We start from the raw sequence: 17,949 nt of genomic DNA, 5'->3' as shown, positions 1-17,949 counted from the left end.
CCATCACAACCTCAGGTCGAGCATGTGCTCGCTCAGGTCCTCGTCGGACAGGGTCCGGCGGATCTGGGCGTGGTGCGCCTGCTCGCTCCAGAGTTCGAACTTGTCGCCCATGCCCAGCAGCACCGCCTTCTTCTCGATGCCGACCGCGCTGCGGTGGCTGGCGGGGACCGAGATGCGGCCGTTGCCGTCCAGCTCCACCGGGGTGGCGGCGCCGACCAGCTTCAGCTGCAGCTGGCGGTGGGCCATGCGGGTGCTGGGCAGCTTGTTGACCGAGTCGCGCACCCGCTCCCACTCCGCGTACGGATAGAGATAGAGCGAGCCGGCTTCGAACGGGTTGTAGGTGATGACCAGGCGGTTGCCGCATTCGCGCGCGACGAGTTCACGGTAGGCCGTGGGAATGGCCACCCGTCCCTTGTCGTCCACTGTGATGGCGGTCTCGCCCTGGAACACGCTGTGCTACCCGCTGCTGGGGAGGTTCTTCACCACGGAAAACCACCAAACACCCGGGTTTCCCACTGGTGCCCACCTTAGCACCACCAACAGGGTTGTCAACAACCCGTAGAGCGAAAAATCGCCTGTAGCGTCAATGGTTTGCGAAGATGTTCACAGAGAAGTTCAAGGGTTTTCCACAAGTCGCTGTTTAGTCTCAAATTTTGAGATTCGGCCCGTCCGGGCGGGTGTTAAACCCGTGTGTAGCAATCGGGCCGGCCGGACGTACGGATCCGTGCGGTGGACCGCGTATTGCGCGGCGCAGCAGGGCTGGTCTCCCCACTTGGCGCGCAAGCGGCACTCCATCCGCCCAGCGGGGCCAAGTCGGCGCTGCCCGATCTGCGACCCGGCCCCGCCCGGCGGCCCAACGAAAGCAGCCCCCGCCGGGGCGGGGGCTGCTGGATGGGGTGCGGAGCCGGCCGATAAGCCGGGTTCTGTCGTGGACAGTCATTCCTCTAGGCGCCGCGTCACCGCGACGCTCAAGCAACCTACCCGGAGACACCGCGGGCCACGGCATCGTCTCCCTATTTGGTCTTGCTCCCGGTGGGGTTTGCCGTGCCGGCCTGTTGCCAGGCTCGCGGTGCGCTCTTACCGCACCGTTTCACCCTTGCCTGATCCCTTTACCCTCGCGGGCGCCGGGCCATCGGCGGTCTGCTCTCTGTTGCACTTTCCGTCGGCTCGCGCCGCCCAGGCGTTACCTGGCACCGTGCCCTGTGGAGCCCGGACTTTCCTCGGCATCGCCTCGCAAGCGAGTGATGACGCGACTGTCTGGCCAACTCCGCGGGGCTATTCTACGGCTTCGCCGTACGAATACCCCATGTTTTGCTGAAGCAGAGCGCGGACCCCGCGAATCTTCACCTCCAATCCCCCGCCGTTGCCGCGGCGGCCCCCTTGCCAGGGGCCTGTGGCGGCCGGATCGATCGCTCGTGAGGGCCCCTGATAGAGATGTGTCACCGGGCCTTCTCTGCATGGCGCTCGGGGAGCGTTGCGGACGACCGGTTCGCGCTCGCCGGGGCGCAAAGCCAGGGTCGGGACGAGGATCGGTGTACAGGCGGAGCCGGGAGCCCAGCCCTCACCCCCAGCCCCTCTCCCGGCGGGAAACGGGAGCCGCCTGGTCAGTCCTCCGGCCCGCCGCCGTACAGCGCCTTGCGCGGGGCGCCGGTGATCTCGGCAGCCAGCCTGGCCGCGGCGGAGGGCGGCAGCTGCCTGGCGAGGATGGCGTGGACGCGGCGGCCCTCGGCCAGCTTGGCGTCGGCGTCCTCGCCCACGCCCTGGACCACCAGCACGAACTCGCCCTTGCGCTGGTCGGCGTCGTCCTGGACGCGCCGGTGCAGCTCGGCGAGGGTGCCATCGAGCACGGTCTCGAACAGCTTGGTCAGCTCGCGCGCCAGCACCGCCGGGCGCTCCTCGCCGAAGGCCTGGCGCAGGTCGGCCAGGGACTCCTCGATGCGGTGCGAGGACTCGTAGAACACCAGGGTGCGCGGCTCGCCCGCCAGCGCGGCCAGACGCTCGCGACGGGCGCTGGCCTTGGCCGGCAGGAATCCCTCGAAGGCGAAGCGGTCGCTGGGCAGGCCGGCCACGCTCAGGGCGGCGATCAGGGCCGACGGACCCGGCACCGGGCTGACCTTCACCCCGGCCGCCCGCGCCGCGCGGACCAGGCGGTAGCCCGGGTCGCTGACCAAGGGCGTGCCGGCATCGCTGACCAGGGCCAGCGACTCACCGCCAAGCAGGCGCCCGACCAGGCGCTCGGCCATCTGCTGCTCGTTGTGCTCGTGCAGCGCGACCAGCGGGGTGGAGATGCCGAAGTGCGACAGCAGCTGGCCGCTGCGGCGGGTGTCCTCGGCGCAGATCGCCGCCACCTCGCGCAGCACCTGCTGCCCCCGCGGCGAAAGGTCGCCGAGGTTGCCGATGGGCGTGGCGACGACATGCAGGGTAGCGGCGGGCATCACGGGTCCGGGAAGCGGCGGAAAGGTAGAATCCTAAGCCCTTTCCGACCCGCCCCCCGGCAACACGGACTGATATGCCGAATCCCGCGCCGCTGAAGTCCCCGTCCCTCCGCCTGCGCCTGCTGGCCCCGGGCCTGGCCGTGCTGCTGGCCGCAGGTTGCGCCACCGCGCCCACCACGACGTCCGCGCCGGAGTACGCCGCGGCCATCGCCCAGCTGGAAGGCGGGCAGCCACGCGAGGCCGCCGGCCAGCTCGAAGCCCAGGCCCAGGCCGCGACCGGCGCCCGCCGCGCCGCGCTGCTGGCCGATGCCGCCTTCGCCTGGCGCGAGGCCGGCGACGAGGCCCGTGCCCGCAGCCTGCTGTCGCAGGTGGACGCGCGCCGGGTCGGCGGCGCCAGCAAGCTCCGCCTGGCCCTGCTCAACGCCGAGCTGGCGGTGCAGGACGGCCGCCCCGCCGAGGCTGCCACGGCCCTCGCCGGCAGTGACGCCACCACGCTGTCGCCGGCGCTGCAGTCGCGCTGGCACCTGGCTTCGGCCGTCGCCCAGGAGGCGGCCGGCGATGTCCGCGCAGCCGCCGCCGCGCGCGCCCGTGCCGAAGCCGGGCTGGCGGGCGACGTCCGCCAGGACAACCGCCGCCAGATCGACCGCCTGCTGGCCTCGCTCGACAACGCCAGCCTCGGCGCCTACGCCGCCTCGCTGCCGGAAGGCGACCCGCTCTACAACTTCGCCGCGCGCGCCCTGGTCCAGCGTGGCCTGCCGCTGCCGCGCGCGCTCAACCGCGGCGAAGGCTGGAACTTCGATTCGCGCCCGCCGGCGGCCGCCGACGGCTACCGACCGCCGAACCGCCTCGCGGTGCTGCTGCCGCTGTCCGGCCAGCTGGCCACCGCCGCCGCGCCGGTGCGCGACGGCCTGCTGGCCGGCTACTACGGCGAGAACCGCCGGCGTCCGGAGATCGTGTTCTACGACACCACCGGCACCCCCGCGGGTGCGCAGGCCGCGTACGCCCGCGCCGTGTCCGAAGGCAGCGACTTCGTGGTCGGCCCGCTCGGCCGCGACGAGGTCACCGCGCTGTTCCGCAGCCAGGACCTCGGCGTGCCCAGCCTCGCCCTGAACAGCGGCGCCGGCACCGGCGCACCGCCGCCGGGCCATGCCATGTTCTCGCTGGCCCCGGAGGACGACGGCCTTGCCGCCGCCGACTACCTGCTGGCGCGCGAGCGCCGCAACGTGCTGGTCCTGGCCGGCACCGACGAGAACGCGCTGCGCGCGGTGGAGGCCTTCCGCAGCCGCCTGGCCGACCGTGGCGGCCAGGTCGCCGCCACCTTGTCGGTCGGCGAACAGCCGCGCGACCTCACCGCCGCCCTGGTCGAGGCCTCGGCCGCCGGCGCCGACAGCGTGTTCCTGGCCCTGCGCGGCCCGCAGGCGCGCACCTTGGCGCCGCAGCTGGCGCTGGCCGGCTTCGCTTCGCGCACCCGGGTCGGCACCTCGCAGCTGGCCTCCGGCACCGGCAAGGCCGAGGAGGACGCCGCGCTGGACGGCATCGTGTTCCCGACCGAGGCCTGGCCGACCCGCGGCACCAGTGGCCTACCGACGGCCGGCCGCGCCGCCGAGATGCTGCCGACCGCGCGCGGCCCGGCTGCGCGCCTGTTCGCCTTCGGTTACGACGCCTGGCGCATCAGCGCCTACCTCGAGCACCTGGCCACCCGCGCCGACGGCCAGCTGCGCGGTGCCACCGGCGACCTGCGCCTGGACGGCTTCGGCAACGTGGTCCGGCAGCCGGCCTGGGCCACCTTCAGCGGTGGCCAGCCCATCCCGCTGGGCAACTAGGCACGGCCCATGCGGCGCCCAGGGACGGGCCCGGGACCGATCGACCGCCGCGCCCGCGGCGCGCTGGTCGAGGACGCGGTGCAGGCGCACCTTGAACGTGCAGGCCTGCACACGCTGGCGCGCAACGTCGGCTACCGCGGCGGCGAGCTGGACCTGGTGATGCGCGATGGCGACACCCTGGTCTTCGTCGAGGTCCGCTACCGCGCCGGTGCCGCATTCGGTGGCGGCTTCGCCTCGGTCGACGGCGGCAAGCGCCGGCGCCTCGTGCGCGCGGCGCAGCTCTACCTCTCCGGCAATCCGCGACTCGCCCGCTGTCCGTGCCGCTTCGACGTGGCCGAGGCCAGCGGCGATCCAGCCGCGCCTTCGATCCACTGGCTCAAGGATGCGTTCCGCGCGGACGATGCCTGAGCCCGCCGGCGCGCGGCCTACAATCCCGGGATGACCGCCACCCTGCCCGCCGCGCTCGACGCCGAACTCTCCGCCCTGCTCGGTCCGGAGGGTTGGCGCACCGACGAGGCCGCACGCCGGGCCCATGGCCAGGACGATTCGCGGCGCCGGGCCATGCCCGATGCCGTGGCCATCCCCGCCGACAGCGGCCAGGTCGCCGCCATAGTGCGCGCCTGCCGCGCGCACCACGTGGCCGTGGTCGCGCGCGGCGCCGGCACCGGCACCGCCGCCGGCGCGGTGCCTTTCGCTGGCGGCGTGGTGGTCTCGTTCGCGCGCATGGACCGGATCCTCGACATCCGCCCCGACGACCGCTGCGCCGTGGTCCAGCCAGGCGTGCTCAACGGCGACCTGCAGCAGGCGCTGCAGCCGCTGGGCCTGTTCTGGGCGCCTGATCCCTCCAGCGCGGACCGCTGCACCATCGGCGGCAACCTCGCCTGCAATGCCGGCGGCCCGCGCGCGGTGAAGTACGGCACCACCCGCGACAACGTGCTCGGCCTGGTGGCGGTGACCGGCACGGGCGATGTGATTCGCTGCGGTGGCCCCTGGACCAAGGACGCCACCGGCTACGACCTCACCCATCTGGTCGTCGGCAGCGAGGGCACGCTGGCGCTGATCGTCGAGGCCACCCTGCGCCTGCTGCCGCGGCCGAAGGCGCAGGCCGGGCTGCGCGTGTTCTACCGCGACACGGCCAGCGCCGCGGCGGCGGTTTCGCGGCTGATGCGCCAGCCGCAGGTGCCGGCGATGCTCGAATTCATGGACCGCAGCGCGATCTCCCTGCTCCGCCGCAACGGCACGGACGTGCCCGACGCCGGCGCGATGCTGCTGGTCGAGGCCGACGGCGACGAGGACACCCTGCCGATTGCATTGCAGGCGCTGGCCGATGCGGCCGAAGGCGACGGCATGCTCGACCTGGACGTGGCCATGGACGGCGCCGCGCGCGATCGCCTGTGGGCGGCGCGGCGTGCGCTCTCGCCGGCGCTGCGCAGCATCGCGCCCGGCAAGATCAACGAGGACGTGGTGGTGCCGGTGTCGCGCATCCCCGACCTGGTCGCCGCGGTGGAGGCGCTGTCGGCCAAGCATGCGCTTCCGATCGTGGCCTTCGGCCATGCCGGCAACGGCAACCTGCACGTCAACATCATGTACCACCCCGACGATCCGGCCGAGGACGCGCGCGCGCATGCCGCGCTGGAGGGACTGTTCGCCGAAGTGATCGCCCTGGGCGGCACGCTGTCGGGCGAGCACGGCATCGGCGCGGCCAAGCGCGACTGGATGGATCGCGCCTTCGACGCGGCCACCCTGGCGGCGATGCGCGCGGTGAAGGCGGCGCTGGATCCGGATGGCATCCTCAATCCAGGCAAGGTGCTGCCGCCCCCGCGGGGCTGAGGCGCCACCGACCATCGTCCGCCGGCACGGAGCACGCGCGTGGATACCAGCCAGTTCGACCGCATCACCCTCGAGCAGTTGCGCCAGGCCGGCGGCCTGAAGTGGCGCGCCTTCCCCGACTGCATCGGCGCCTTCGTGGCGGAGATGGACTTCGGCGTGGCCGCGCCGATCCGCCAGGCGCTGCACGCCGCGGTGGATGCCGGCCAGCTCGGCTATCTCTCCGCCGCGCCGGTGCGCACGCTGGCCGAAGCCTGCGCGCAGTGGCAGCGCGCACACCACGCCTGGGAGATCGACGCCTCGCAGGTGCGCGCGGTGCCGGACGTGATCGCCGCGCTGGAGATCGTGCTGCGCCACTACCTGCCCGCCGGCGCGCCGGTGGCGCTGCCGATGCCGTGCTACATGCCGTTCGTGCCGCTGCTGGAACTGCTCGGCAACCCGGTGGTGCCGGTGCCCATGCACCGCGGCCGGGACGAGTGGACGCTGGACGAGGATGCACTGGAGGCCGCGCTGGCCGGCGGCGCACGCATGCTGCTGCTGTGCAATCCGCACAATCCGATCGGGAAGGTTTACTCGCGCAAGGAACTGGAGCGCATCGCCGCGATCGCCGCGCGCCACGACGTGCGCGTGTTCGCCGACGAGATTCATGCACCGCTGGTGTACCCCGGCGCACGACACGTTCCCTATGCCTCGCTCGGCGGGGAAGCCGCACGCCAGGCGATCACCGCGATCTCCGCGTCCAAGGCCTGGAACCTGGCCGGGATGAAGTGCGCGCAGCTGGTGTTCACCCATCCGGCCGACCTGGAAACGTGGCGGCGCATCGGCCACTTCGCCGGCAACAGCACCGCCACCCTGGGCGTGGTCGCGCATACCACGGCCTGGCGCGAGGGCGATCCCTGGCGGCTGGCGGTGCTGGACTACCTGCGCGGCAACCGCGACCTGTTGGGCCGGCTGCTGGCCGAACTGCTGCCGCAGGTCGGCTATATCGCGCCGCAGGGCACCTACCTGGCCTGGCTGGACTGCCGCCCGCTGGAACTGGAGGTGCCGCCGGCGCAGTTCTTCCGCCGCCACGCGCAGGTGGCGCTGACCGATGGCGCCGAGTGCGGCCAGGGTGGCGAAGGCCATGTGCGGCTCAACTTCGCCATGCCGCGCCCGCTGCTGGAGGAAGCCGTGCGGCGCATGGCCGCCGCGGTGGCAGGACGCGGCTGAGTCGGCTCAGCCGAAGTGTTCGTAGCCCGCGCGTGGCGGCTGCCACGGCTGGCCCTGCGCATCCAGCGCGCGCACGCCCCGGCCCGCGACGATGCGGCCGATACGGGTGCCATCGACGCCCACGTGCTCCAGCGCAAGCTGGACCTGTTCGCGCAGGTTCGGTGGCGCGGTGAAGCAAAGCTCGTAGTCGTCGCCACCCGCGGCCTGCAGCACGTGCGCGGCATCGGCGAAGACCTCGCGCAGCGCAGCCGATGCGGGCAGCGCTTCCAGCCACACCTCGGCGCCGACGCCGCTGCGGGCGCAGACATGGCCCAGGTCGGCCAGCAGCCCATCGGAGACATCGACGCAGGCATGCGCCAGGCCCAGCAGCGCGCGGCCGGCCTCCACCCGCGGGGTGGGCCTCGCCAGACGGGCCTCGAGTATTGCGCGTGCAGCGGCAGACGCTTCGCCTGCTGGCTGCGGACCAGGCATATGCCCGCCCAGCACCAGTGCGCCGGCGGCATCGCCAGGCGTGCCGGTGACCCAGATATCGTCGCCCACCCGCGCGCGATCGCGGCGCAGTGCAGCGCCGTGTTCGACCAGGCCCATCGCGGTCACGCCGATCGACAGTGGCCCGCGGGTGGTGTCGCCGCCGACCAGGGCGATGCCGTGGCGGCCGGCCAGTTCGAGGAAGCCGTCGATAAAGGCCTCGACCCACGCAGCGTCTGCACGCGGCAGCGAGAGCGAGAGCGTGCACCACGCCGGCTTCGCCCCCATCGAGGCCAGGTCGGACAGGTTCACCGCCAGCGCCTTCCAGCCGATGTCGGCCGGCCGGGTGTCGGCGGGGAAATGCACGCCCCCGTTGAGGGTGTCGGCAGTCACCACCAGGGCCTGGCCCGGTGGCGGTTGCAGCAGTGCGGCGTCGTCGCCGATGCCCAGCAGCACGTCGTCGCGCGTCGTGGCGCGCTCGCGGATCAGCCCGATCAGGTCGAACTCGGCCATGGCGGCTCCGGCGTGCGGGAGGCTGGGCGCGCCGGTCGGCAGGTCGCCGGCGGCGAGCATTACTGCTGGATCAGCGGCCGTTGCGCGAGGCCTGGACCTCGGCCTGGCGCCACTGCGCGCTGGCACGGTCCAGAACGCCGTTGACGTAGGTGTGGCCGTGCTCGGAACCGAAGCGCTTGGCGATCTCGATCGCCTCGTTGATGACCACCCGGTACGGCACATCCACCCGGTGCAGCAGCTCGTAGGCGGCCAGGCGCAGCACCGCGCGCTCGATCGCGTCCACTTCCTCGACGGCGCGGTCCAGGTGCGGGGCCAGGGCCTCGTCGAGGCTGGCACGGTGCGAGAGCACGCCGGTGACCAGGTCCTCGAAGTAGGTCAGGTCGGCGATCTCGTGCGCCTGCTCGTGGGCGAACTGGGCGATCACCTGCTGGGCGTTGCCACCGGAAATCTGCCAGGCGTAGATCGCCTGCAGGGCGCGACGGCGCGCGCGGGCGCGCAGGACCGGATCGACGCCGGTGCGGGAACGGAACGGACGGTTCATGGCAGGCGCTCCAGCAGGTTGACCATTTCCAGCGCGGCCATCGCCGCTTCCTCACCCTTGTTGCCGTGGCTGCCGCCGGCGCGGGCCTCGGCATCCTCGAAACGCTCCACCGCCAGCACGCCGTTGAGCACCGGCACGCCGGTATCCAGCGCCACGCGCATCAGGCCTTCGGCGCACAGGTCGGCGACGTGCTCGTAGTGGCGGGTATCGCCGCGGACCACGCAGCCCAGGGCGATGACCGCGGCGTGGCTGCCGGCCCCGGCCAGCTTGCGCGCGGCCATCGGCAGCTCCCAGGCGCCAGGCAGGCGGACCACGTCCACCGCGTCCTCGGGGACGCCGTTGTCGGCCAGGCTGCGGCGCGCACCGGCCACCAGGGCGTCGGTGATGCGCGCGTTCCAGCGGCTGGCCAGGATCGCGAAGCGGGCGCCGGCAGGCACGCGCAGGTCGCCTTCGTACAGGGTCATGGGTTCGGGGATCCTCAGGGGCCGCACAGTTTACCGGACGCCGGGGTCCGGGGCCGGATGCCGGGTATCCGCCGCCTCAGGGCGACAGGTACTCGACCACTTCCAGGCCATAGCCGGCCAGGCCAATCTGCCGGCGCGGGGTGCCCAGCACCCGCAGCCGGCCCAGGCCGAGATCGGCCAGGATCTGGGCGCCGGCGCCGTTGCGCCGCCACTGGCCCACGTCCCTGGGATCGCGGCGGGCCTCCGGCTCGGCGCGCAGGCGAGCCAGCAGGGCCTCCGGATCGCGCGGGGCCGACAGCACCACCATCACGCCCTGCCCTTCGGCGGCGATCGCGCGCAGCGCATCGGTACCGGCCACGCCGAAGTCGTCGCGGCGCCAGTGCAGCAGGTCGGCCAGCGGGTTCTCGACCTGGACCCGGACCAGGGTCGGGGTATCGCGGTCAGGGGTGCCGCGGACCAGGGCGAAGTGCAGCTCGTGGGCGATGCGGTCGCGGTAGGTGACCAGCCGGAACGGACCGAACTCGGTCTGGACCTCGCGCTCGTCCACCCGCTCCACCGTGTGCTCGTTGGCCAGGCGCCAGGCGATCAGGTCGGCGATCGAGCCGATCTTCAGCCCGTGCGCGCGGGCGAACTCCTCCAGCTGCGGGCGCCGGGCCATGGTGCCGTCGGCATTCATCACCTCGACCAGCACGCCGGCCGGTTCCAGGCCCGCCAGCATCGGCAGGTCGCTGGCCGCCTCGGTGTGGCCGGCGCGGGTCAGCACGCCACCGGGCTGGGCGATCAGCGGGAACACGTGGCCTGGCTGGCTCAGGTCCGTAGGCCTGGCATCCGGGCGCACCGCGGTGCGGATGGTGTGGGCGCGGTCGTAGGCGGAGATGCCGGTGGTCACGCCCTCGGCCGCCTCGATGCTGACGGTGAAGTTGGTATGGAACTGCGCGGTGTTGCGCTGGACCATCGGCACCAGGCCCAGCTGGGTGCAGCGCTCGCGGGTCAGCGACAGGCACACCAGGCCACGGGCGTGGGTGACCATGAAGTTGATGTCGGCCGGACGCACCAGCTCGGCGGCCATGATCAGGTCGCCTTCGTTCTCGCGGTCCTCGTCGTCGACGATGACCACCATGCGCCCGGCACGGATCTCCTCCAGCAGCTCGGGAACCGGGGCGAAGTTCATGCCTGGCCTCCGCGCTCGCCCAGCAGGCGTTCGACGTAGCGCGCGACCAGGTCGATCTCCAGGTTCACCGCCTCGCCGACCTTCGTCTCCGCGAAGCGGGTATGGGCCACCGTATGCGGGATCAGCGCGACCTCGAAGCCTTCGCCGTCGACCTCGTTGACGGTCAGGCTGACGCCATCGACGCAGATCGAGCCCTTCTTCGCGATGTACTTCAGCAGCTGCTGCGGGGCGGCGAAGCGCCAGCGCTGCGCGCGCGCATCCTCGTGCACCGACAGCACCCGGCCGATGCCGTCGACATGGCCGCTGACCATGTGGCCGCCGAGGCGGTCGGTGGGGCGCATGGCCCGCTCCAGGTTCAGTGCCGCGCCCACCGGTAGCTCGCCCAGGGTGGTCAGGGCCAGGGTCTCGGTGGAGGCGTCGGCCTGGAAGCCCTGCGCATTGAACGCGATCACGGTCAGGCACACGCCATTGACCGCGATGCTCTCGCCCAGGCGAATCTCGTCCGCGCCGCTGTCCAGCCACGGCAGGGTGCCAGTGGCGAAGCTGAAGCGCACGTCGCCGCCGCGCGGCTCGCGCGCGGCCAGGCGGCCGACGCCTTCGATGATCCCGGTGAACATCAGCACGTCCTCCCGCGGCACGCGCGCGTCCGCGCGGCATGGAGGATGGTGGTCGGTTGCAGCATGGAGCGTCTCCCGCGTTCGATGGCGAAAAACGTCCAGGGGCAAAAGCACGCACGCCCAGGCCTTGCGGCCGGGCGCGGCGTCTTCTCTCATCCGGACTCTAGGGCGCGACCAGCGCGCCACGACCGTCGGCTCCGGCATCTGACCGGATCTGCTGACCCTCCGGATGGCCGGAGGCGCTCGCGGGCTCACGCCTGCCCCGTTGCCGGGAACGGCGCCTACCGCCGGTGGGGAATTCCACCCCGCCCTGAAGACGTTTGGTTCTGGTTTGGGTGCCGGCCTGGACCGGCGGGCGGATTCTACCACCCTGCCCCGAAGACCCCGGCGCGGCGCCGGGACGCAGCGTCCCGGCGGTTCAGGCCTGGGCCGGGCGCAGCAGCAGGCGGCGGTCGTCCCCGACCATCGCCGCCTCGACCAGCTCCAGCCGCAGGCGCTGGGCCATGGCCTCGATCCCCAGCCCGGCGAACAGCGGACGCGCGGTGTCGCCCAGGACCAGCGGCGCCTGGTACAGCAGCAGCTCGTCGACCAGGCCGGCGTGCAGCAACGCCCCACACAGGGCCGGGCCGGCCTCGACCTGGACCTCGTTGATGTCACGTCCTGCCAGAAGCCGCAGCGCGGACTCCAGGTCCAGGTGGCCATCGCGCGTCGGCACGACGGCGAACTCCGCATCCAGGCCCGGCGGCGGCACCGCGTCCGGGCCATGCAGGTAAAGCGTGGGCGCCGAGCCGTCGCGCACCCTGGGCATGGCCAGGCTGCGCAGGCGGCTGTCGAGCACCACCCGCAGCGGTGGCTGGAACGGGGTGGCGTCGCCCAGGCGCACGGTCAGGGCCGGGTCGTCGGCCAGCACGGTGTCGGCGCCGGTCAGGATCGCCCCGCTGCGTGCGCGCCAGCGCTGCACGTCGGCGCGCGCGGCCTCGCCCGTGATCCACTTGGACTCGCCGCTGGCCATCGCTGTGCGGCCGTCGAGGCTGGCGGCAAGCTTGACCCGCAGCCAGGGCCGGCCGCGGGTGAAGCGCGACAGGAAACCGCGGTTGAGATCCCGTGCCTGCCCCTCCATCAGGCCGGCGGCGACCGCGATGCCGGCCGCCTGCAGCCGCGCGAAGCCGGCGCCGTCGACCCGCGGGAACGGATCGCGCATGGCCGCCACCACCCGCGCCACGCCGGCCTGCACCAGCGCCTCGGCGCACGGTGGCGTGCGGCCATGGTGGGCGCAGGGCTCCAGGGTCACGTAGGCGGTGGCGCCGCGCGCGCGTTCGCCGGCTTCGCGCAGGGCGAAGACCTCGGCGTGCGGCTCGCCGGCGCGCGGATGCCAGCCTTCGCCGACGACCGCGCCGTCCTTCGCGACCACGCAGCCGACCACCGGATTGGGCCGCGCGGTGTAGAGCCCGCGCGCGGCCAGCTGCAGCGCGCGCGCCATGCATGCGTGGTCGAAGGCGTCGAAGGTCGTGGTCATGCGTGTTCCCGGCAGTCGATCGCGAGCACGTGCACCACCAGCGGCCCCAGGTGCAGCACCTCGTGCTGGCGCCAGCCGAGGCCGAGGTACCAGCCGGCAACGGCGGGCGTGCAGTACAGGTAGAGGGTCCCGATCCCCAGCGCGGCCGCCTCGGCCACCGCGCGCGCCACCAGGGCGCGGCCGGTGCCGTTGCCGCGCGCCTCCGGGCGCACGTACAGGCTGGCCAGCCAGGGCGAGTATTGCGGGATGTCCGGATGGTCCTCGGCCAGCAGGCTTACCGAACCCAGCCACTCGCCATCCCCGTCGAGCGCCACCAGGGTGGAGGGAACCGTCGCCGGGCGGTCGTGCGCGCGCAGTTCGGCCAGCGCCTGCTCCGCGGTCCAGCCAGGCAGCAGCGCGCCGAAGGCCTGCACATGGGCTTCGGCCAGCGCGGCGGCATGCCGAGGATGCGCGCTGAGCCAGTCGATGCGCACCCGGCGGCTCAGCGCTTCTTCGACCGCTCGGCCACGCGCCCGTGCGCGGCCGCGGCCGCGTCGGCGGCGTCCAGCAGCGGCAGCTGCTCGCTGGACGGCAGGCTGCGCTGGAGCTTCTCGATCTCCTCGCGGAAATCGTCCACGTCCTGGAAGCTGCGGTAGACCGAGGCGAAGCGCACGTAGGCCACGTGGTCGAGCTTGCGCAGCTCGTCCATCACGAACTCGCCGACGCGCCGAGACGGAAGCTCGCGCTCGCCGCTCATGCGCACGGCGTGGACCACCGCGCGCACCGCGGCCTCGACCTGCTCCTCGGCCACCGGGCGCTTCTGCAGCGCGCGGTCGAAGCCCTGGCGCAGCTTCTTGGCGTCGAACTGCTCGCGCCGGCCGTCGCCCTTGATGATCGACGGCAACTTCAGTTCCACGGTCTCGAGGGTGGAGAAGCGTTCGCCGCAGGCCTCGCATTCGCGGCGCCGACGGATGGTGGCGCCGTCCTCGGACACGCGCGAGTCGATCACGCGGGTGTCGTTGTGCTGGCAGAAGGGGCAATGCATTGGGTTTTCCTCAGCGGGCGCCGCCCGCGAACGGAACGATGAGCATGGCCACGCTGGTCACCGCCTGCCCGTTGACCAGCGCCGGCTCGTAGAAGCTGCGCAGGGCAAGGCGCCGGGCCTTGCTGTCGTAACCATCGGTGGTGGCGCAGATGGGACGCGCCGCCAGCGGCTTGCCGGCCGGGTCGACCAGCACCGCCACGACCACCAGGCCGCGCTGCGCGGGGGCGCCGCGCACGATGTCCCGGCTGAACTGCACGGCCCGCACATGGGCCTTGCGGGTCTCGCCGCCGGGCAGTGGCAGTGGCTGCTCGGGCCACTGCTCGCCGAACACGTCTCCAAGGCTGCGCCCGGGCTCGCGCTCGCGGTCGCCTTCCTTGCAGGTGACCGGATGGTGGCGCGCGGCCGGATCGGTGTAGTCCAGGGCGGACGAGCGCACTGGCGCGTCGCTGGCGAAGGCGGGGACGCCCGCCACCGCCAGGACCAGCGCCAGGCCCCGGGCGACGGCCCGGGACCGGTGCGTGCTCAACCGTAGACCGGGTACTTGCGGCACTGCTCGGTGACCTTCGCCTTGACGGCCTCGATCACGCTGTCGTCGTTCGGCGCGTCGAGCACGTCGGCGATCCAGTTGGCCAGGTCCACGCAGTCCTGCTCGGTGTAGCCGCGGGTGGTCACCGCCGGGGTACCCAGGCGCAGGCCGGAGGTCACGAACGGCGAACGCGGGTCGTTGGGCACCGAGTTCTTGTTGACGGTGATGTGGGCCTTGCCCAGCGCGGCCTCCGCATCCTTGCCGGACACGTCCTTGCCGATCATGTCCACCAGCATCAGGTGGTTCCGGGTGCCACCGGAAACGATCTTGTAGCCGCGCGCGATGAGGGTGTCGGCCATGGCCTGCGCGTTCTTCACCACCTGCTGCTGGTAGGCCTTGAACCCCGGCTCCAGGGCTTCCTTGAAGGCCACGGCCTTGGCCGCGATCACGTGCATCAGCGGACCGCCCTGGATGCCCGGGAACACGATCGACTGCAGCTTCTTGCTGATCTCCTCGAACTTCTCGCCCGCACCCTCGGCGCCGGCCAGGATGATGCCGCCACGCGGACCGCGCAGGGTCTTGTGGGTGGTGGAAGTCACCACGTGCGCGTGCGGCAGCGGGTTCGGGTACACGCCGGCGGCGACCAGGCCGGCGACGTGGGCCATGTCCACGAACAGGTAGGCGCCGACCTTGTCGGCGATGGCGCGGAAGCGCGCCCAGTCGATCACCTGCGAGTAGGCGGAGAAGCCGGCCACGACCATCTTCGGCTTGTGCTCCACGGCCAGGCGCTCGACCTCGTCGTAGTCGATCAGGCCCTGGTCGTTGACGCCGTACTGGATGGCGTTGAACAGCTTGCCGGAGGCGTTGACCTTGGCACCGTGGGTCAGGTGGCCGCCGTGGGCCAGCGACATGCCGAGGATGGTGTCGCCGGCCTGCAGCAGGGCGAAGTACACCGCCTGGTTGGCCTGCGAGCCGCTGTGCGGCTGCACGTTGGCGTAGTCGGCGTCGAACAGCTGCTTGACCCGGTCGATGGCCAGCTGCTCGGCCACGTCGACGTACTCGCAGCCGCCGTAGTAACGCTTGTGCGGGTAGCCCTCGGCGTACTTGTTGGTCAGCTGGCTGCCCTGCGCCTCCATCACCAGCGGGCTGGCGTAGTTCTCGCTGGCGATCAGCTCGACGTGGTCCTCCTGGCGGCGGGCCTCGTCTGCGATGGCCTGGGCCAGTTCGGGGTCGTAGGACGCAATACGGGCATCACGCGAGTACATCGGCGGCTCCAGCAGGCAGGAAGGGGGAAAGGCCCGCCAATTGTAAGCCCCCCGCCGCCCCGGCGCCCGCCCCGACAGGCGCCGGGGTCGCCCGCCAGGTCCGGAAACGCAGCCGGCCACCCGAAGGTGGCCGGCCGGGGGTCGCCTGGGCCCGGACGGGCCTGGCTCAGTGGTGCAGGATCAGGTCGGCGATGACGCCGGTGGCGATGGCCACCAGGAGCATGTTGCCGCGGTCGTCGCGCACCCAGTGGTGGCCGTGCGGCGGACGGCGCAGGTGGTAGCGCGGGTAGTCGCTCACCACGTAGACCGGACCATGGTAGTGGTCATGGAAGCGCTGGCCGCGGGCCCAGACGTGGCGCGGCGGCGGGGCCGGACGGTGGTGGACCACGACCGGGCGCGGGTGGTAACCATGGCCGGGACCGTAATAGGCGCGGTCGTCGCGACGGTCATGGTGCTTCCTGGCCGGGCCGCGATGGTCGCGGCGGTCATGGCCGCGATCGTGCCCGCGGTCGTGGCCACGGTTCCAGCCATGGCGGTCGCCGGCACCGGCGGCTTCGGCGGGGGGCACCGCGGCACCGAGGCCCAGCAGGGCGGCGACGGTCAGGGCGATCAGTTGAGTGCGCTTCATTGGGGCGGCTCCCGCTGGTTGTGACGGCCCCATCTTGCCGAAGTCGCCTGAATGGATGCCCTTGCGAAACCGGTTCCAGCACTCCCCCTGCTTTCCGGTGTTCAGGATCCAGCCAGCCACGCGGGCGGGTCAGCGGGCCGCCAGCCAGCGCGGCTATAATTGGCGATTCCCCAGATTCCCTCGCCGCCTGCCCGCCGGGCAGGCGGATCGCGCACGGAGAGACCATGTCCTCGCAGTACATCTACACCATGAACCGGGTCAGCAAGGTGGTCCCGCCCAAGCGGCAGATCATCAAGGACATCTCGCTGAGCTTCTTCCCGGGCGCCAAGATCGGCCTGCTGGGCCTCAACGGCGCCGGCAAGTCCACCGTGCTGAAGATCATGGCCGGCGTGGACACCGACTTCGAGGGCGAGGCCCGCCCGCAGCCCGGCATCAAGGTCGGCTACCTGCCGCAGGAGCCGCAGCTGGATCCGGAGATGACCGTGCGCGAAGCGGTCGAGGAAGGCGTGGGCGAAGTGCTGCAGGCCCAGGCCGCGCTCGACAAGGTCTACGCGGCCTATGCCGAGGACGGCGCCGACTTCGACGCCCTGGCCAAGGAGCAGGAGCGGCTGGAGGCGATCCTCGCCAGCGGCGATGCGCACACCCTCGAGCAGCAGCTGGACGTGGCCGCCGACGCGCTGCGCCTGCCGCCGTGGGACGCGAAGATCGGCAACCTGTCCGGCGGCGAGAAGCGCCGCGTCGCGCTGTGCCGCCTGCTGCTGCAGAAGCCGGACATGCTGCTGCTGGACGAGCCGACCAACCACCTGGACGCCGAGTCGGTCGAGTGGCTGGAGCAGTTCCTGGCCCGCTACACCGGCACCGTGGTGGCGGTGACCCATGACCGCTACTTCCTCGACAACGCCGCCGAGTGGATCCTCGAGCTGGACCGCGGCCGCGGCATCCCGTGGAAGGGCAACTACACCGAGTGGCTGCAGCAGAAGGAAGAGCGACTCAAGCAGGAAGAGAACCAGGAGAAGGCGCGCCAGAAGGCGATCGCCAAGGAACTGGAGTGGGCCCGCCAGAACGCCAAGGGCGGCCGTTCCAAGGGCAAGGCCCGCCTGGCCCGCCTGGACGAGCTGCAGTCGGTCGAGTACCAGCGCCGCAACGAGACCAACGAGATCTTCATCCCGCCGGGCGAGCGCCTGGGCAACTCGGTGATCGAGTTCAAGAACGTCTCCAAGAAGTTCGGCGACCGCCTGCTGATCGACGACCTCAGCTTCATCGTGCCGGCGGGCGCGATCGTCGGCATCATCGGCCCCAACGGCGCCGGCAAGTCGACCCTGTTCAAGATGATCACCGGCCACGAGACGCCCGATTCGGGCCAGATCGTGATCGGCCCGACCGTGAACCTGGCCTACGTCGACCAGAGCCGCGACAAGCTGGAAGGCGACAAGACCGTGTTCGAGGAAGTGTCCGGCGGCCTGGACATCCTCAACATCAACGGCGTGGAGATCCAGTCGCGCGCCTATATCGGCCGCTTCAACTTCAAGGGCCAGGACCAGCAGAAGCGCGTGGGCTCGCTGTCCGGCGGCGAGCGCGGCCGCCTGCACATGGCCAAGACCCTGCTGCAGGGCGGCAACGTGCTGCTGCTGGACGAACCGTCCAACGACCTGGACATCGAGACCCTGCGTGCGCTGGAAGACGCGCTGCTGGAATTCCCGGGCAATGCGTTCGTGATCTCGCATGACCGCTGGTTCCTGGACCGCATCGCCACCCACATCCTCGCTTTCGAGGGCGACTCGCACGTGGAGTTCTTCCAGGGCAACTACCGCGAGTACGAGGAAGACAAGAAGCGCCGTATGGGCGACGAGGCCGGCCCCAAGCGTCTGCGCTTCAAGGCCCTGAAGTAAGAGCCGCACAGGAAGCCCGCCACCCGGCGGGCT

General features: G+C 72.0%; 18 protein-coding genes, 1 other RNA gene and 1 riboswitch. Of the genes, 5 read left to right on the top strand and 14 right to left on the bottom strand.

The window, feature by feature from the left end:
• Positions 1 to 3: 3 nt before the first annotated feature.
• From mraZ to rsmI, 3 genes are all read right to left on the bottom strand, one after another.
• Positions 4 to 450: a division/cell wall cluster transcriptional repressor MraZ gene (mraZ, locus tag PSESU_RS03145; protein ID WP_013534318.1), complete on the bottom strand. Its 447-nt coding sequence runs from the start codon at positions 448 to 450 to the stop codon at positions 4 to 6.
• 446 nt (positions 451 to 896) lie between these two features.
• An RNA gene (gene rnpB / locus PSESU_RS15810) (RNase P RNA component class A) lies at positions 897 to 1,269 on the bottom strand.
• A gap of 335 nt (positions 1,270 to 1,604) precedes the next feature.
• A complete protein-coding gene (gene rsmI / locus PSESU_RS03140; protein WP_013534317.1) occupies positions 1,605 to 2,435 on the bottom strand; it encodes a 16S rRNA (cytidine(1402)-2'-O)-methyltransferase in 831 nt (276 codons plus the stop codon).
• A gap of 74 nt (positions 2,436 to 2,509) precedes the next feature.
• On the opposite strand from rsmI, the gene PSESU_RS03135 reads away from it, so the two are divergent.
• From PSESU_RS03135 to PSESU_RS03120, 4 genes are read left to right on the top strand one after another with little or no spacing between them, the layout of a single operon-like run.
• Positions 2,510 to 4,258 (top strand): penicillin-binding protein activator, encoded by a 1,749-nt coding sequence (locus PSESU_RS03135; RefSeq protein WP_013534316.1) that lies wholly within the window; start codon positions 2,510 to 2,512, stop codon positions 4,256 to 4,258.
• A 9-nt stretch (positions 4,259 to 4,267) separates the two neighbouring features.
• A complete protein-coding gene (locus tag PSESU_RS03130; RefSeq protein ID WP_013534315.1) occupies positions 4,268 to 4,666 on the top strand; it encodes a YraN family protein in 399 nt (132 codons plus the stop codon).
• A 30-nt stretch (positions 4,667 to 4,696) separates the two neighbouring features.
• On the top strand, positions 4,697 to 6,088 hold the full coding sequence (locus tag PSESU_RS03125) for an FAD-binding oxidoreductase (RefSeq protein WP_013534314.1): 1,392 nt from the start codon (positions 4,697 to 4,699) through the stop codon (positions 6,086 to 6,088).
• A gap of 39 nt (positions 6,089 to 6,127) precedes the next feature.
• Positions 6,128 to 7,294, top strand: coding sequence for a MalY/PatB family protein (locus PSESU_RS03120; protein WP_013534313.1), 1,167 nt, complete (start codon positions 6,128 to 6,130; stop codon positions 7,292 to 7,294).
• A gap of 6 nt (positions 7,295 to 7,300) precedes the next feature.
• On the opposite strand, the gene thiL is transcribed toward PSESU_RS03120, so the two are convergent.
• The 11 genes from thiL to PSESU_RS03065 form a co-directional block, all read right to left on the bottom strand.
• The gene (gene thiL, locus PSESU_RS03115; protein ID WP_041764384.1) at positions 7,301 to 8,275 is read right to left on the bottom strand and encodes a thiamine-phosphate kinase; all 975 of its coding nucleotides are present in this window, start codon (positions 8,273 to 8,275) and stop codon (positions 7,301 to 7,303) included.
• 70 nt (positions 8,276 to 8,345) lie between these two features.
• A complete protein-coding gene (gene nusB, locus PSESU_RS03110; protein ID WP_013534311.1) occupies positions 8,346 to 8,816 on the bottom strand; it encodes a transcription antitermination factor NusB in 471 nt (156 codons plus the stop codon).
• Complete coding sequence (gene ribH, locus PSESU_RS03105) at positions 8,813 to 9,280, bottom strand: 6,7-dimethyl-8-ribityllumazine synthase (protein WP_013534310.1); 468 nt, start codon at positions 9,278 to 9,280, stop codon at positions 8,813 to 8,815. Before ribH ends, nusB begins: the two co-directional genes overlap by 4 nt.
• 76 nt (positions 9,281 to 9,356) lie before the next feature.
• Positions 9,357 to 10,451 (bottom strand): 3,4-dihydroxy-2-butanone-4-phosphate synthase, encoded by a 1,095-nt coding sequence (ribB, locus tag PSESU_RS03100; protein WP_013534309.1) that lies wholly within the window; start codon positions 10,449 to 10,451, stop codon positions 9,357 to 9,359.
• Positions 10,448 to 11,068, bottom strand: coding sequence for a riboflavin synthase (locus tag PSESU_RS03095; RefSeq protein ID WP_013534308.1), 621 nt, complete (start codon positions 11,066 to 11,068; stop codon positions 10,448 to 10,450). The genes ribB and PSESU_RS03095 overlap by 4 nt, the downstream gene beginning before the upstream one ends.
• A 140-nt stretch (positions 11,069 to 11,208) precedes the next feature.
• Positions 11,209 to 11,390, bottom strand: a riboswitch (FMN riboswitch).
• Positions 11,391 to 11,486: 96 nt separating this feature from the next.
• On the bottom strand, positions 11,487 to 12,584 hold the full coding sequence (gene ribD, locus PSESU_RS03090) for a bifunctional diaminohydroxyphosphoribosylaminopyrimidine deaminase/5-amino-6-(5-phosphoribosylamino)uracil reductase RibD (protein WP_013534307.1): 1,098 nt from the start codon (positions 12,582 to 12,584) through the stop codon (positions 11,487 to 11,489).
• Positions 12,581 to 13,057: a GNAT family N-acetyltransferase gene (locus PSESU_RS03085; RefSeq protein ID WP_013534306.1), complete on the bottom strand. Its 477-nt coding sequence runs from the start codon at positions 13,055 to 13,057 to the stop codon at positions 12,581 to 12,583. Before PSESU_RS03085 ends, ribD begins: the two co-directional genes overlap by 4 nt.
• Positions 13,058 to 13,065: 8 nt before the next feature.
• The gene (gene nrdR / locus PSESU_RS03080; protein WP_013534305.1) at positions 13,066 to 13,608 is read right to left on the bottom strand and encodes a transcriptional regulator NrdR; all 543 of its coding nucleotides are present in this window, start codon (positions 13,606 to 13,608) and stop codon (positions 13,066 to 13,068) included.
• 10 nt (positions 13,609 to 13,618) lie between these two features.
• Positions 13,619 to 14,134: a hypothetical protein gene (locus tag PSESU_RS03075; RefSeq protein WP_013534304.1), complete on the bottom strand. Its 516-nt coding sequence runs from the start codon at positions 14,132 to 14,134 to the stop codon at positions 13,619 to 13,621.
• The gene (gene glyA, locus PSESU_RS03070; RefSeq protein WP_013534303.1) at positions 14,131 to 15,399 is read right to left on the bottom strand and encodes a serine hydroxymethyltransferase; all 1,269 of its coding nucleotides are present in this window, start codon (positions 15,397 to 15,399) and stop codon (positions 14,131 to 14,133) included. The genes PSESU_RS03075 and glyA overlap by 4 nt, the downstream gene beginning before the upstream one ends.
• A 166-nt stretch (positions 15,400 to 15,565) precedes the next feature.
• Entirely contained in the window at positions 15,566 to 16,027 is a 462-nt protein-coding gene (locus PSESU_RS03065) for an RcnB family protein (RefSeq protein WP_013534302.1), read from the bottom strand.
• Between the two features lie 224 nt (positions 16,028 to 16,251).
• Here PSESU_RS03065 and ettA point away from each other — a divergent pair, with 224 nt between their 5' ends.
• On the top strand, positions 16,252 to 17,916 hold the full coding sequence (gene ettA / locus PSESU_RS03060) for an energy-dependent translational throttle protein EttA (protein WP_013534301.1): 1,665 nt from the start codon (positions 16,252 to 16,254) through the stop codon (positions 17,914 to 17,916).
• Positions 17,917 to 17,949 lie beyond the last annotated feature (33 nt).

It is taken from the genome of Pseudoxanthomonas suwonensis 11-1, from assembly GCF_000185965.1.
Lineage (GTDB): Bacteria > Pseudomonadota > Gammaproteobacteria > Xanthomonadales > Xanthomonadaceae > Pseudoxanthomonas > Pseudoxanthomonas suwonensis_A.
The sequence above is the reverse complement of the archived record's forward strand: the minus strand, read 5'-3'. Positions and strand labels throughout refer to the sequence as shown.